Annotated in this window: 12 protein-coding genes; 4 read left to right on the forward strand and 8 right to left on the reverse strand. The window is 49.4% G+C overall.

Annotation, left to right across the window (positions count from 1 at the left end):
• Nucleotides 1-27: 27 nt before the first annotated feature.
• Nucleotides 28-1,299, reverse strand: a complete 1,272-nt coding sequence (locus tag M0Q40_01455) for a sugar ABC transporter substrate-binding protein (GenBank protein ID MCK9221286.1) — start codon at nucleotides 1,297-1,299, stop codon at nucleotides 28-30.
• A 123-nt stretch (nucleotides 1,300-1,422) separates the two neighbouring features.
• A complete protein-coding gene (locus tag M0Q40_01460; protein ID MCK9221287.1) occupies nucleotides 1,423-2,427 on the reverse strand; it encodes a LacI family transcriptional regulator in 1,005 nt (334 codons plus the stop codon).
• 160 nt (nucleotides 2,428-2,587) lie between these two features.
• On the opposite strand from M0Q40_01460, the gene M0Q40_01465 reads away from it, so the two are divergent.
• Nucleotides 2,588-3,967: an ADP-ribosylglycohydrolase family protein gene (locus tag M0Q40_01465; GenBank protein MCK9221288.1), complete on the forward strand. Its 1,380-nt coding sequence runs from the start codon at nucleotides 2,588-2,590 to the stop codon at nucleotides 3,965-3,967.
• A gap of 78 nt (nucleotides 3,968-4,045) precedes the next feature.
• On the opposite strand, the gene M0Q40_01470 is transcribed toward M0Q40_01465, so the two are convergent.
• From M0Q40_01470 to M0Q40_01480, 3 genes are all read right to left on the reverse strand, one after another.
• Nucleotides 4,046-4,207, reverse strand: a complete 162-nt coding sequence (locus M0Q40_01470; GenBank protein MCK9221289.1) for a hypothetical protein — start codon at nucleotides 4,205-4,207, stop codon at nucleotides 4,046-4,048.
• A 61-nt stretch (nucleotides 4,208-4,268) separates the two neighbouring features.
• Nucleotides 4,269-6,161, reverse strand: a complete 1,893-nt coding sequence (locus M0Q40_01475) for a polysaccharide biosynthesis protein (protein ID MCK9221290.1) — start codon at nucleotides 6,159-6,161, stop codon at nucleotides 4,269-4,271.
• 821 nt (nucleotides 6,162-6,982) lie between these two features.
• Nucleotides 6,983-8,611, reverse strand: coding sequence for an amidohydrolase (locus M0Q40_01480; protein MCK9221291.1), 1,629 nt, complete (start codon nucleotides 8,609-8,611; stop codon nucleotides 6,983-6,985).
• A 272-nt stretch (nucleotides 8,612-8,883) separates the two neighbouring features.
• On the opposite strand from M0Q40_01480, the gene M0Q40_01485 reads away from it, so the two are divergent.
• The 3 genes from M0Q40_01485 to M0Q40_01495 all read left to right on the forward strand — a co-directional run bounded on the left by M0Q40_01485 (nucleotide 8,884) and on the right by M0Q40_01495 (nucleotide 13,170).
• Nucleotides 8,884-10,659 (forward strand): hydantoinase/oxoprolinase family protein, encoded by a 1,776-nt coding sequence (locus M0Q40_01485; protein MCK9221292.1) that lies wholly within the window; start codon nucleotides 8,884-8,886, stop codon nucleotides 10,657-10,659.
• Between the two features lie 6 nt (nucleotides 10,660-10,665).
• Nucleotides 10,666-12,033, forward strand: coding sequence for a histone deacetylase (locus tag M0Q40_01490; protein MCK9221293.1), 1,368 nt, complete (start codon nucleotides 10,666-10,668; stop codon nucleotides 12,031-12,033).
• Between the two features lie 108 nt (nucleotides 12,034-12,141).
• Complete coding sequence (locus tag M0Q40_01495) at nucleotides 12,142-13,170, forward strand: ROK family transcriptional regulator (protein MCK9221294.1); 1,029 nt, start codon at nucleotides 12,142-12,144, stop codon at nucleotides 13,168-13,170.
• Between the two features lie 61 nt (nucleotides 13,171-13,231).
• Here the strand turns inward: M0Q40_01495 and M0Q40_01500 are convergent, their stop codons facing one another.
• The 3 genes from M0Q40_01500 to M0Q40_01510 are packed head-to-tail and all read right to left on the reverse strand — an operon-like array spanning nucleotide 13,232 to nucleotide 15,099.
• Nucleotides 13,232-14,644: an extracellular solute-binding protein gene (locus tag M0Q40_01500; GenBank protein ID MCK9221295.1), complete on the reverse strand. Its 1,413-nt coding sequence runs from the start codon at nucleotides 14,642-14,644 to the stop codon at nucleotides 13,232-13,234.
• Between the two features lie 54 nt (nucleotides 14,645-14,698).
• Entirely contained in the window at nucleotides 14,699-14,917 is a 219-nt protein-coding gene (locus M0Q40_01505; GenBank protein ID MCK9221296.1) for a hypothetical protein, read from the reverse strand.
• On the reverse strand, nucleotides 14,857-15,099 hold the full coding sequence (locus tag M0Q40_01510) for a helix-turn-helix domain-containing protein (GenBank protein MCK9221297.1): 243 nt from the start codon (nucleotides 15,097-15,099) through the stop codon (nucleotides 14,857-14,859). Before M0Q40_01510 ends, M0Q40_01505 begins: the two co-directional genes overlap by 61 nt.
• Nucleotides 15,100-15,262: the final 163 nt, after the last annotated feature.

The following is a 15,262-nucleotide window of genomic DNA, read 5'->3' on the forward strand; positions in this document are numbered from 1 at the left end:
GGAAGAAAGCTTCCCGGCACAGTGGCGCTATGGCTGTAGCATGGCATCTGCCGCCTCAACAATTCCCTGCATCGCAGCTGATACACTAACTTCACCTGAAAAACCCTGATACAGCCCCTCATTTACCTTCCCAACCCAGTCCCCATAGTTCACAATGGTCGGTTCCGCATGTCCATAGGGCAATGCATATAGAAAGGTTTCTTCGCTCCGTTCAGCTGATGACTGGGCAATTGCCTCCAGGCCCACACTGGTGTTGACCGGTACCGCCATCCCCGAGAGCGTATTAATAAATTGAGGTTGCTCAGAGACTAAAAACTTTAGAAAGTCCCAAGCAACCTCAGGATGCTGACACTGACTGGAGATTCCATAATGAAGGGTCAAAAGAAGAGTACCCGGCTCTACCTGCCAAGGCAAGGCAGCTGTGTTCCATTTGAAGTCGGAGATTTCCTTACGGAACGTATTCAGCCATCGACCTTGTACTTCCATGGCAATACGACCTGTCATAAAAGCACCATCAAAGTCCCACCCAATAGCGGCATCAGTGGGGGCCACCCGATCCTCAAACATCAGGTCTATGTAGAACTGCAAGCCATCGGTTGCCGCCTGCTCATGCAGTAGGGTTCTACTGTTATCCTCGTTTAGGGGGCGGCCGCCATTTTGAAACACCCAGTTCCACCACCACCAAGAGGCGCTACCTAGTCCGTATCTTTGTATTTCCCCATCCTGGTCAACTTTGGTCAGTTTCCTTGCTGTTTGGCGTAAATCATCCCACCGCCAGTTTGGATCTTCCCATCCCACCGGGGGAACACTCAACCCTGCCTCCTCAAACAAAGTCGCATTGTAAACCAAAGCCAGTGGTGATACCTCAAAGGGCATTGCATAGACTTTGTGTTCAAACATAACTGAGTCCATGATGGATTGCGGGATATGCTCAAATGTGAAATTATCCTTCTGGATAAACTCGGTTAGATCAAGCAGCGCTCCTTGGGATGCCCATGGCGCAAGAAAGGTCTGATTGATGTACAGTATGTCTGGTGCCACACCCCCGACGATCATCATTTGCTGATCACTAAACCTATCCCCCTGCAGATAGACCATTTCGATCTCGACCTCAGGATTAATCGCCTCATAAAGCTCGGCGATCTCCCGCCTGATTTCAATCTCAGTGGGCAAGATACCCGACGCAACAGTAAGTACGACCTTTTCTCCAGCAAACACTAAGCCAATACCTGCAGAAACAAATAAGAACATAGCAAACAAAATGAAAACTATCCGGTGCAACCAATCATCTTTGCTCATCACGGCTCCTCCTCATTTTCATTTTCTGATTAAGCTATCGAATCAGGTACTACCTAGTGTCCAGACAATGACCTCACCCCCGCCACTTGACTTTGTTTATGCCCCCGCACTGTAAATCCTTTCCTAGATAGTTGCAGCTGTTGAGTCACGACAGACCAGCCGTACCTCCATGGATAGCTCCTTTATTGCCATCCCTGGATTGGTTATTCGTTCAAGTAGCAGTTCCCCGGCCTTCTTGCCAAGAAGATACTGTGGTAACCTGATCGTTGTAAGAGAGGGTTTGAGCAATCGGGCCAGTTCAATATCATCACATCCAATGACCGCCACATCCTGTGGAATGCTAAGACCGGCGTTTTGCACAGCTTCAAATATCCCAATTGCCAGCAAATCATTTCCCGCAAAAAACATATCTGGGGGGTTAGCCAAAGATAGCATTTCTTCTGCAGCCTCTCTCCCCGCTTCTATGGTGAAGTCCGTCTCCGCGATTAGGGCATCTTCGTAAAATAGATCGTATTCCTTAACGGCGAACTGGTATTGCCGTTTTCGTACAGTACCAACTACTGTATGGGGTGGTCCGCCAATGTATCCCAAGCGCCTCTTGCCAGCTGTCTTCAACTGAGCTATTGCTTCGTTTAAGGCAGCTCCTGTGCCAAATACGCCCACCACATCAAACTGTGACTCCTTGGGTTTGGCCCCGATGATCACCGTAGGCTTCTGGGATTCAGCCAAAAGCCTCAAGCTCGTCTCATCCTCAAGATAGCGGGCAAAACAGATGCCATCGATTTGTTTTTTCAGCAAGGTCTCAATACACTCTATTTCCTTTTCGGGATCACCATCAGTGTTGGCGATCACCGTATTGTAGCCTACTGCATAGCAGTGATCCTGCAATCCCTTAGCTAACGTCGCATAGAAAGAGTTGGTGATGCTTGGCACCACCAGGGCAATCAACTGGCTGACCCCAAGGGTCAGGGAACGTGCTGCGGGATTGGGGACATAACCTAAATCGGCCATGGCCTGTTCCACGCGTATCCGGGTTTTCTCACTGACCTGCCCCCGGTCATTTAGAACCCTTGAGACGGTCGTTATTGATACACCAGCTCGTTTGGCAACATCATAGATTGTCGTCATCTTACACCCCACCTTATGAAAGTACTTTCGACATTTCATACCAAGACTCCTGCCGTAGATATAACTATTCGACAGACTATCGCATACACGCAGGAATACACTAATCCTTGTCGAATACTCACAGTGACGAAACCACTTTCATGAATAGGGAGGTATCCCCATGTCGGGATGGACAAATCTGCGTGAACTGTTTTTCGCAGAATGCCAACAGCGTATCGAAGAAGGCTGCAGCAAACAGAGCGTACAGAAGCTCAAACAACAGGTAGAGGAGCTACCCGAGGACGCACCGGCAACCTTGATCTTACCAGTTTACGAAGAACTAATGAAATTTGACATCGCCCCGGACTTCCCCTATGAGGAGCCTAACGATCTTGAAGAGATAGAGAAACTACGTCCCCAAGGGCGCCAAACACTAAAGACATCCATCGGCCAGGACCATCTGTATAACAAAATACACGGAGCTTGGTTAGGTCGGTGCATTGGCTGTGCCTTAGGCAGGCCCCTAGAGACCCACCTCTTCATGTCAGGCCATGATCAACAACCCGGGTGGGTATTTGTTAAAGACTACTTGCTCGGCGCCAACGCATGGCCCCTAGATTTCTATGTTCCGGGTAGTTCAACCAGTGAGGTCGGCAAGGTATACAATAAAGGGAGTACGAAAGAACACATCGCGTTTATGGAGAGTGACGATGATATCCGCTACACAGTGATTGGTCTTAAGCTTATTAAGAATTACCGCGGAGATTTCACCACATCCGATGTGGGACGCACTTGGTTATGGACCTTACCATATATCCATGTATGTACTGCGGAACGCCAAGCTTACCGGAACATGGTGATCAAGATGCGGGGGCACGATCACTTTTCTCCCGCTGATCTGGTCTTTATCCGCAGGAATTTGAACCCCTATCGGGAATGGATTGGGGCTCAGATCAGAGCAGATGCCTTTGGCTACGCATGCCCAGGAAACCCCGAACTTGCCGCAAAGCTGGCCTATCGCGATGCCATCCTGTCCCATGAAAAGAATGGTGTCTACGGTGAAATGTTCATCGCGGCAGTAATATCTGCCGCCTTAGTTTTGGATGGCAAAACTGGTGATATAGAGAAAGCACTTCGTATTGGCTTATCCAAAATACCTCGTACCTCTCGCCTTTACGAAAGCATTGAACGGGCCATGGCTTTAGCAACAGAGGTGGAAACACAAGAAGAACTCTTTGAAATGCTCTGGAACTCTTTTGGTCACTACAACCCCGTGCACACAATCAACAATGCTGCCTTATGTACTGCCGCCCTTCTCTTCGGTCAGGATGATTTCGAAAAAGCAGTAACGACAGCTGTAGCCTGTGGCTGGGACACGGATTGCAATGGCGCAACCGTTGGCTCCATATGGGGAGCCCTCTATGGTGAGGATGCAATTCCATCAAAATGGAAGGAGCCCTTAAACGATACACTCTATTCAGGGATCGTGGATTTCCACCCGATCAGGATCTCTGAGTGTGCTAGGCAAAGCTTTGAAAGTCGTCTCTGGTTAATTGAATAGACTCTACTGCAAAGGAGGAGCCTTCAGGCTCTGGCTAACTAGGATTCCCCCGGGTTCTACCGGGGGAATCTACAGATTCTACTTATTCCCAAGGATAGATCCAACGACTACGCCACAAGCTGCACCGATCACTAAGCTAAGGGCGATATTCGTCTCAAATAAAAGACCAACAACTAGACCTAGCCCTGCTCCAATCCCGATAGCACCACCGACAACTCCCCATTTGCACTGACCCGACAAAGCCGTCCACCCCCGTCGTTAAGGATATGCATCCTCAGCACGATCTGCTTTATGTACAACATCACACATCGACAGCTGCGGCCACATCGGGCAACGTACCAACATGTTGGTCTCGTTCCGCATAGGTCGGCACGTAGGTTGGAACAAGCTCCTGGATAGCTTTCCGGATCACCTCGGGCGGTGCCGACTGCCTAATAATATCGTCAAGAACAGTCAACTTTGCTCGTAAGCTGTTCATATCGACGTCCTGCAACTTGGCCACAAAGACCTTCTCATGCTTGGTGCTTTCGGTATTCTCCTCATCGGTGAGGATCTCTTCATACAGTTTCTCGCCCGGTCTGGTACCAATGATCTTAATCTCAATATCCCGACCAACCTGTAACCCAGATAGATGGATCAAGTCCTGGGCCAAATCCATAATCTTCACAGGGCTGCCCATATCGAGGACAAATACCTCTCCCCCGTGACCAAGCACCCCGGCTTGGATTACCAGTTGACATGCTTCAGGGATCGTCATGAAGTACCTAGTCATTTCTGGGTGGGTTACCGTTACCGGGCCGCCCTTGGCGATCTGCTGTCTAAACAGTGGCACCACCGAACCACAGCTACCTAAAACATTGCCAAATCGAACAGCGACAAACTCTGTGTTACTCAGGTGGTTGGCTGCTTGCACAATCATCTCCGCAATCCGCTTCGTCGCGCCCATGACACTTGTGGGGTTAATCGCCTTATCTGTTGAAATCATCACAAATCGTTTGACTCGGTACCTAATCGCGGCCTGCACCACATTGTATGTGCCAAACACATTATTCTTGATCGCTTCCTCCGGGTGTTCTTCCATAAGAGGAACATGCTTGTGGGCTGCTGCATGGTAAACAACACTCGGACGATATTGGGCGAACACCGCCTCCAGCTTTTTCTCATCGCGGATGCTACCCACCACCGTGACCAAGGTAAGGTGTGGGAATTCATCGTTCAGATCATGCTGAATCTGGTAGAGGTTATTCTCACTAATGTCAAACAAGACCAATGAAGAAGGTTCAAAGCGCGCAACTTGCCGAGCTAGTTCAGAACCGATTGAACCGCCCCCTCCAGTAATGAGCACAGTCTTATGGGCTAAGTGACCACGGATATGATCTTGGTCTATGCGGATCGGTTCTCTGCGCAACAGATCCTCTAATTGTACTTCCCGTAACGTGCCTAAGTCCACCTTGCCGTTAAGTATCTCATAAATGCCGGGTACAATCTGGATCTGTGTTCCCGTTCTATCACAGTAGGACATGATCCGTTTGATACTACTTCCCGAGGCCGAAGGAACCGCGATAATGATCTCATCGATCCGGTAATTAGCAACTAATTCAGGCACTTGGTCTATCGAGCCGAGCACCTTACTACCTCGGACATACCGGCCGAGTTTTCCCGGGTCGTCATCGGCAAAACCGATCACCTTCTTACCCAGTTCCTTATGGTTACTTATTTCTTGGGCAACCAAAGCCCCGGCATCTCCCGCACCGACGATCAGAATCTTCTTTTGCCCATCTGGTTCAGCAACCACCCTACTGGTATATTCCTTGTAGACCCGTACGGCCAAACGAAGACCACCCAACAAGACTATCGTCACAAACCAGTTTATCGCAAACACCGATTTGGCGAGGGTACGAGCAGTGTTAACAGAACTAAAGAGCATGGTTGCTCCTGTACCAATGGTCACTGCAATACCCATACTAATCAATTCCTGGGTGGAGGCGTATCGCCAGACGCCACTATACATACGGCATGCACCAAAAACAATCAGGGATAAAGCCGAGACTACTACATAGTGCGTTACCGAAAGCTCACCGATGATACCAAAGGCACCCTGACCATAGTGAAGGATAATGCTAAACAGCAACGAAAAATTAACCATAATTACATCTAGTACCATTAAGACGAACTTCCGCTTATTGAAAATCATCTGCACAAGACCCTTTCACTAGCTATGTCCTAGGTTAAGAAGGCACACCGCCATATGGTTACCATATCACCTTCCCCCAGCATACTGGCCACCTCTCGATTCCATTAGCCAAGGGGCAACATATGAATGCCGAAAAGCCTGTCCGTTAAGCCCACACGATCGCTCCAAAGTTAGGTAAAACACTAATCGTTCAGAATATGTATGTATCTCAGCCACAAAATCAGGCTTACCTTCCTGGGAGGACTGTTGTCTCTGCATTATTATTGCATACCTGTTTCATCCTGGCAACAACACGATATTAGTAACCGAGCACGTCTTCTTCAGGAAGGCACATTTATCACCAAAAAGTCACCCTTCCACAATGTTTTGTCACATATTGGCAGTATATGATGAATATAGCACAGATTACTGGAACACGCTACTAAAGTCCTAGGACCAAAAGCGTAGATTTGTCTCGATACTGTGAGTAAAGCCGACATTTACTAACTCTAATGCCAGTGGGACATAAACTTAGACAGTTTAGATTATATCTCGCGATTGTGGGTCCAAGGTCCCAGATTTTAAGGGTGCTATGTAGATAGACTTTCCTATGTGTGTATACGATTCTCTCCATATTAGCCGAGCAACAGAGTAGAATGCTACTTGGTAATAAGAAGAAGGCCTTGATAGCAATACTAGATGGGGTCCCAAACCAGAGGAATACAAGGAAGGGGCTAGAAGAACGTACCCCTCCTTGCTGTATGAAGAAAGAGCAAAGCATGAAGTATTGCCTACTTGACCCAACAGATAGGTCTTCTGGTAGAAATCAAGAGAACCAGCTTCTATCGAGCATACACCAGATGACCGTTGACGAAGGTCATTTCTACTCCAATATCCTGTAGATGTTCGGCTCCGGTGGTAATGGGATTTTGTGAAAGTACGATCAGATCCGCAAGCTTGTCCGGAGCAATAGTCCCCAAAAGGTCCTCTTCACATCCCGCATAGGCACCCGTAGTAGTATACGCCCGCAACGCTTCCATCGGCGTGATGCTCTCCTTTGTACCTAGCACCTGTCCAGTATCAGTCTTGCGAGTGGTGGCTGCATACATGCCCAATAAGGGGCTTCCGTCACATACAGGACAATCGGAGTTAGCCGCAACAGGGACTCCCATGTCAATACATGTTCGGTTTGGGAACGCTCTACTAGCACGACTATCTCCGAGATTGGATAGATAGCTGTCACCTAAAGCGTGGATAAATGAAACCGAGGATTCAATCACCACCCCCAGATTCTTAATTCGTTCAAGCTGTTCTTTGGTTGGTAGTACACAGTGATCTATTCGGTTACGCATCTTTCTTAGCCTATCGATGGATACCTTTGCTGCCGCTTCCTCCAGGGCGCTTATTGCTTGTTCAATGGCCCGCTCACCAATACCATGAATTGAAACCCGCAGCCCATTTTCGATACAGTTGCAGACTAACGGCGTCAGTTCCTCCATATCAACATAGAGAATACCGCGCTCATCGGTAGTTCCTACGAAAGGTTCGGATACCGCTGCGGAACGTCCCCCGACACTTCCATCGAGGATAAACTTCATACCCATGAACTTGAGCAGGTCATTGCCGTAGCCACTCTCAAGTCCTAGCCCGATGGCGTGGGGAATCAAGCCCGCATCCCGGGAACCAAAGGTAATTCCTTCAAGCCAAAGACGTACCCGTACCGATAGCTTCTCCTTAGATGCTAACCCTTGGTAGGTTGCAAAGGCACACCGATCAACCAGCATATCATGCACAGTGGTAATCCCCCAGCGGGATAGCTGTCCTAAAGCCAGACGGAACCCCTCCTGAACCTCCCCATCGCTATAGGCGGGCATCTTGATCAAATCCTGGGCTCGATCCATCAGTAACCCAGTGGGCTCTCCAGTGGCAGGATCCCGGTGAATATGTCCTCCTTCAGGGTCTGGCGTATCCTTGTCTATTCCAGACAATCGGAGGGCTGCGCTATTAGCGACTCCCATATGAACACAGGTCCTCCGAAGATAGACCGGATGATGCGGCGATACCTGGTCCAAATCCCAACGGGTCGGATGCCGCTGTTCTTCGAGTTTCGTATCGTCATACCCCCACCCTCTAATCCAACCACCTTTAGTAGTTTTCTTTACCCGCTCAGAAACAGATGCCACGATATCCCCGATGGTTCTGACCTTCGGGTATGAGCAATCTATATCCATCATGGTCTTGGCCATGATGGACGGATGCATATGTGATTCCACAAAGCCTGGCATCAACGTCCTCCCACCCAGGTCTAACACTTCTGGTGTTCCCAATGATCGCTCTCGGGCCCCATGTTCACTCCCCACATAGACGATTCGCCCATCCCGTACCAATACTGCATTAACATCCTGCAGATTAGGATCAAGGGTCAAAATATCGCCGTTTTTCAGCAATAGCTCACTACACTTCTCGGACAATGGGATCACTCCAACACTTGAATTTTTGCAATACTGCTATTTATCGCCTACATTAAATGATCACCAAATTACCCAATATTTATAGGTTCTGAAAGAGGTGTGCACCTGCTATATAGCGCTCCCCTTCACGGTTTCGTCATGCTCTCCGAAAGACCTTTGCCAATATATGGTATCTAAACAGTCTTCTGATGAAGTCTATCCCTGCCTCGCACCCCGTAGCCATGCAGGAATCTACCGAACCTGTTGAGAAGGTATGTATAGAATATGTCAATTTGCGTCAAAGTTTAGCTAAAGGACGGTGCACTGATGTGGATATCATTGGAGTAGATGTTGGCGGTACGAATACCGATGCCACCCTGATCTCCAACGGGCAGGTTGTAGGGATGGCCAAGACCCCAACTAATCATGAGGATTTGCTCGAAAGCACCACAGAGGTCCTAAGGAAGATCATGGATTACTGTGTGGGCTCCGAGCCGATCCAGCTACATCTTTCCACCACCCTTTCCACAAATGCAATTGTTGAAGGAAAGGGCGAGCCCACAGCTGTGCTTGCGGTTCCCGGACCTGGCATCAATCTAGAGACGTTAGAACTCGGATTTCCCATCTACCGACTAAAGGGATATATCGATCACCGGGGTCGCGAGGTGGCTCCCCTTAATCGCGCTGAGGTACTCAAAGCTGCCCACAGGGCAAAAGACGCCGGGGCCGAGGCCCTATCCATCACCGGCAAGTTCTCCCATCGCAACCCTACCCATGAGAGCTCCATCCATACCATTTTGGCCAAAGAAGGACCCGATTTTAGTCACATTACTCTAGGCCATCGTCTTTCGGGACGGGCGAATTTCCCCCGACGGATGGCTACAGCGTATCTAAACTCCAGCGTGGCTAAGCAGCAACTTCGTTTTGTAGAAATCATTGAAAGACTCCTTGCCGCAAACGAAAGGATCCAGAATGTATTGGTCCTCAAGGCGGACGGCGGAACGATGCCTCTGCGGGATTCTTCGACCCGGCCGGTGGAAACGATTCTTTCGGGACCTGCAGCAAGCATCATGGCCGCCCGTGCCCTCTCAAGATACCAAGACAACAACATCGTTGTTGTAGATATAGGCGGTACCACCACCGATATTGCCGTAATCGTAGCTGGTGAACCCTTATTCGAACGCAATGGGGCGCAAATCGCAGGCTACAGTACGCTAGTACCAGCTCTTTTTAGTCGTTCCGTTGGACTTGGCGGTGACAGCACGATACATACTACATATAAGCAATCAGGTACCGGTGAACGGTCCATCGGGTTTGAGCTTGGACCAACACGGGCAGGTGCTGCGGCCGCTCTAGGCGGTGTAGGCCCAACCCCCACTGATGCAGCTGTGGCTTTAGGTCTAGCCCAAATAGGCGATAGCAGCTTGGCCATAGAAGCCCTCAACAGGTTTGCCAAGACTTTGGAACTTACCTGGAGGCAAGTCGCCGAAGGCATTATGGAGGCCTTTGCTGAGCAGCTTTCCACTACTATTCGTAGAATCTACCGTGATCTCGAAAACGTTCCGGTCTATACTGTCTCGGAGATCTTAGCGCCACCGGACATCCGGCCTCGAGCGGTGGTGGGGCTTGGGGCTCCGGCTCCGGTTTTCATCCCCCTTGCTGCGGAGAAACTCACCCTTCCCTGGGAGGTCCTTCCCTTTCATGAGGGGTCAAACGCCATTGGTGCCGCGGCGGCACGTCCCACAGTAGCTATCACCCTACATGCGGACACGGAATTGGGAATGCTTACGATCCCGGAAATGGGGTATCGAACGAAGATCGAACATGCTATGCTCTTTGATCAACAACGAGCCCGCCAGGAGGCGCTGGTCCAAGGGACACAATATGCAAAGGATCTAGGTTTGGCCCATTTCGAAGATGTACATATCGTGGAAGAAGAGAGTTTCAACGTCGTCCGGGGGTTTCATACCGTCGGCCGCATTCACACGATTAGAGCACAGGTTAGACCTAAGGTGACCCAAGTTAAGTGGGACAAATCATCTACTACAGAGCATGAGTCCAGGAGGTAGATAGATGTGCAGACAGCAGAACATAAGGTAGGACTCATATTCTTCCCTGCCTTTGATTGGTGTGTTAGTCCTGATCACCCCGAACGGGAAGAAAGACTATTATACACCCGAGATCAAATTGTAGAAGAAGGCTTACTTGATATTGATGGCATTGAGGAGTACCGACCCTTTGTGGCAGACAAACAGCACATTGTGCGATCCCATATTTGTGTGCCGAACGTATCCCAAAGAATTACCGAATCCCATCAGATCGCTGTGGGCGGTACGATGTTAGCGGCGGATCTGGTTCTAGATCAGAAAGTACAACGTTCCTTTGCCCTCCTCCGTCCACCAGGGCATCATGCGATGCGAATTGTCCATGGTTCCCGGGGCTTTTGCACGGTGAACAACGAAGCGATCATGGTTGAGCACATCCGCCATCGCCTAGGCCCCGAGGTCAAGATTGCCATTGTAGATACGGATGCCCACCATGCCGATGGTACCCAGGACATCTTTTACAATGACCCGGGGGTACTCCATATTTCTCTCCATCAGGATGGTCGCACACTATACCCGGGCACAGGAGATATTATGGAGCGGGGTGGTCCGGGTGCATATGGCCTCACGGTCAACATCCCCCTTCCCCCAGGTACAGGAGATGAGGGAATACTCTACGTAATGGAGCAACTAGTAATGCCAATCCTAAAGGAATGGCAACCGGATTTGGTGATCAATGCCGCAGGCCAAGATAACCACTTTACCGATCCTCTGACTAATATGAAATTCAGTGCCACAGGTTACGCACGCCTTACTGAACTCCTGGCCCCGGATATCGTTGTACTTGAGGGAGGATACTCCATTGAAGGTGCTCTTCCTTACGTGAATGTGGCAATACTCCTTGCTCTAGCTGGTTTGGACTACACCGCGGTCAAGGAACCAGATTGGCATCCTAGGATCGCCGCACAAAGCACCAGCGTAACCGAACAGATTAGCCGGACCGTGGCTCGAATCCAACAGCTATGGGAGACCAAAGACCAAATTGATCGTTCCCGACTATTTGGTGATCAACGGTACTACCAACGGCAACGAAGCATCTATTACGATACCGACGGCATCATCGAGGAGCAAAACGAGCACATTAGGCTATGCCCGGATTGCTCTGGCTGGCGCTTGATCTACTCAAACGGGGCCAAGAACACTGGCCTATTTCAGATCGTCCCCGCTGCGCCGACCCGGATCGCGGCGGTGATCATCCCTTGGCTTGCCTGTGATCAATGTCGTCAGGATGCCAAAGAGCAGTACCAGTTGCTACTTAAGGATAAACAGCTGGATTACGTCTACCTTCAAGATAGCCAACAGGATGTATTCCTCATTAACGGCGGAGAAGCTGAATAAGCAAAGGATGGCCCCAAGGCCCGACAAGCATTCTTGAACCTATGGGATTATCTGCTATACTTAGGGTTGAATGTTGTTGAAGTAAACATCCCCAGGAGTTGAGACTTTATGAAGCAAGGTGCAGTCCGGCCATCAAATGTGCTAGCTGAATTGAACCGACAACTGGTGATACAAACTGTTAGGGAACAGGGCACCCTATCGAGAACCGACCTGGCAAAGCAGCTGAATCTAAGCAAACCAACAGTATCAAAGATCGTGCAGGAGCTGCTCACAGAGGGAATCCTTGTGGAAGCTGGCGTGGCTGAATCTACAGGTGGAAAGCGGGCAACCTTACTCAAGTTTAACGCCCGCGCGCATTACGTTATCGGCATAGTCGTTGCTATTGACGGTACCATCTTCGCGCTGGCAACATCCGATGGTACTGTTGTGGAGCAGTACCAAACCCGTTCATGTATCCTCGATGACCCAATAGAACACCTGGCTAATGGCATCACCAATTTGATCACCGCCAAGCCTCCTATGCAAATCGTGGGGATTGCCATTGGAATGCCATCATGTGCAGACTCTAGAGAAGACACTACTGTCCGGGAGACTTCAGCTATTGCTCCTGCGCTGCAAAGCAAATTTGGCATTCCCGTATTCGTAGACACTACGATCAATATGGCTGCCATCGGCGAGCTCGAAAGGGGTATAGCCCAGGGTGTACAAAGATTCGCATACCTCCACTTAGGTAAGGCCCTTAGAGTCTCCATCGTTTCCGAAGGAGGAATTCTCCCTGGTAGTCCCACAGACATTGGCAAGGTACTTATGGGTACTAATACCAGATCGGTAAGGAGCATTGATGCACTCCTTAAGAGCTCAGACAGTCTTTCCGGTACCGCCCATGTTTTGGCCATTACCGCCTTTAACATCAACTGTATCCTCGCCCCGGAAGTAATTGTCTTGGCTGGGAATGTTTCAAAGGAGTTAACTGACCTGACGATGAAACAGTACCAGTCATTCCCTCCGGAAACATGCCCGATCAAAGTCAGTTCCTTAGGCAACAAGGCAGCATTGCTCGGCTCCATCCATTGGGCTATAAACAGCACTAGATGCGACCCATTACTATCCCCCTTGATCGAGCATACTCTAAAATGACCGTAGGGAAAGCGCACCCTACTTACTCTGATGCGCTTTCCATTTTGAGTTCCGACGGAAGTCAGTTGTGGTAGTCAGCTAAGATCCGGTTCCACTGCTGATCTAAGACTTCAAGCCCTGCTTCTACGGCCACTTCTCCACCTAGTATCTCAAGCATTTTCGGACGAAAGGTATCGCGCAGTTCCCGATAGGCTGGTGTTGGCGGGAAAAGAGGCTTACTGCCCGGATGCTCAATGGTGTGTAACATAGCGGTGGCTAGACTACGGGTAATCTCGCTCCGGAACAAACCAAAGTAGTCTGGGAGGTTTGCTAAAAGCACCGGTGGTTGTTCGGTAACCCGTGTAAAAATAGTGACCGCCTCCGGATCAAGGGTAAGAAACCGAATCCATTCCCAAGCAGCTTCAGGATGATCGATCCCTGAGAGCATCTGTACACCATCAACATGGATCATCCCCGCATCGTTGTCCGGTCCGTGGGGTAAGGGCGCCACATCCCACGCATCCTTAAGAGTCTCTTGAAAAACCTGGATCTGCCATACCCCTTCTAGTGTGAAGGACACATTTCCCCCCGCCATGTTATATTCATCCGAGAATCCCCTTGGGGGTGGAGCTATTCTGTACACATTAATCAAGTCGTGCAGAAACGTCACTCCCTGCCGTACCGGCGGACTAGTGAGCAAGCTCTTCGTTGGATTCACATCGACATCAAAAAATGAACCACCGGCTTGATGAGCATAGAGAACGACCCTGTCTTCTTGATCCCCTAAGAATTCTATGGCATATCGATCAGTTACGCCATCAGCGTTGCTGTCATAGGTCAATGGTTTGCCTAAGGAGATAATCTCTTCCCATGTCCATTGCTTGTTAGCTGCAAGGGCCTGGGGGTTGACTAAGCCTGCTTCATCGAAGTGGTGACGGTTATAGTACGTAACGAACGGCAGAATCATCTGAGGCAAACCCAATTGCTCCCCTTCGAACAGGAAATACTGATAGGCTACCGGGACAAAGACTTCACCCAGATCCAGACCATCCCGTTGTATATATGGACCTAGATCCGCCAGTATGCCCTCATAGGCATAGGAAGCATAGTGATACCCAATCAGGCTGATCACATCAGGGGAGTCTCCTCCTAGGATGCGAGTGATAATGGTATTCTCGTACATACCAGCGCTTTGTGTTACCTTCACCTCAATGTCGGACTGCTTAGCATTGAAGAGTTCTGCAACCGCTTGGGTGGCCTCAAGAAGCCGTAATCCCTGAACCGGGTTGTGCAAATGCTCAATCACGATCTTCCCTTCGGCCGTACCCCCCACGACAACCAAACACAACGCAATCCATGCTACTAACCTAATCCGTTGTAAGTACATGCACTGATTCCCCCTTTGCTGCCTCGAATCATTCCTGATTCGAACGCAGCTTAGTATCCCCATAGTAACCAATGTGCTCAGAACCATTGCTAACAATCCTTTGCGCATATCTCTCTGCCTCCTATGTTATTTTCTAGTTGTACCAAACCCCTGCGTAATCAGCTACTCCCACTCTTGTATGACTGCCACCACCCCCTTGGGAGGAATTTCGACTGTAAGATATGCATCGTTACCAACGATGCGCGCAGCCAGCGGACGTTCATTCCAAATATCTGTATATACTGCACCTGGTTTATGCGTTGCTTTGAGGACTTCGGTACTCACCGAGCGGTAGTTGCTATTGTACAAAGTCCACACAATCTTGTGAGAAACGGGAAACATGTTCGCATAGACACCCTCTTGATCGCACTGATAACATCTTCAGTCATAACAACAGGATCTCGCTTCCGTGGTTTACAGGCACCAGGTATAACCCCACCATCCCAATATTTGCGAACCGTGTTTCGTGATATCCCAAGTCTTCTTGCCACTTCTCGTTGTGAAAGTCCTTCCACAACATTCATTTCTCTGATACGATTATAGAGGTCCACTTCAATCACTTCCTTAGTTCACCTGCTCCCTGATTGGTTTGGGTACTGATCAAGGATAGCAGATTGTGGTTGAAGTGGATCACTTTTATGTTATAATTTCTGCCCCAAGTGGTTCACTTTTATATTATCAAATACA

The organism is Limnochordia bacterium (assembly GCA_023230925.1).
GTDB lineage: Bacteria > Bacillota > Limnochordia > DUMW01 > DUMW01 > JALNWK01.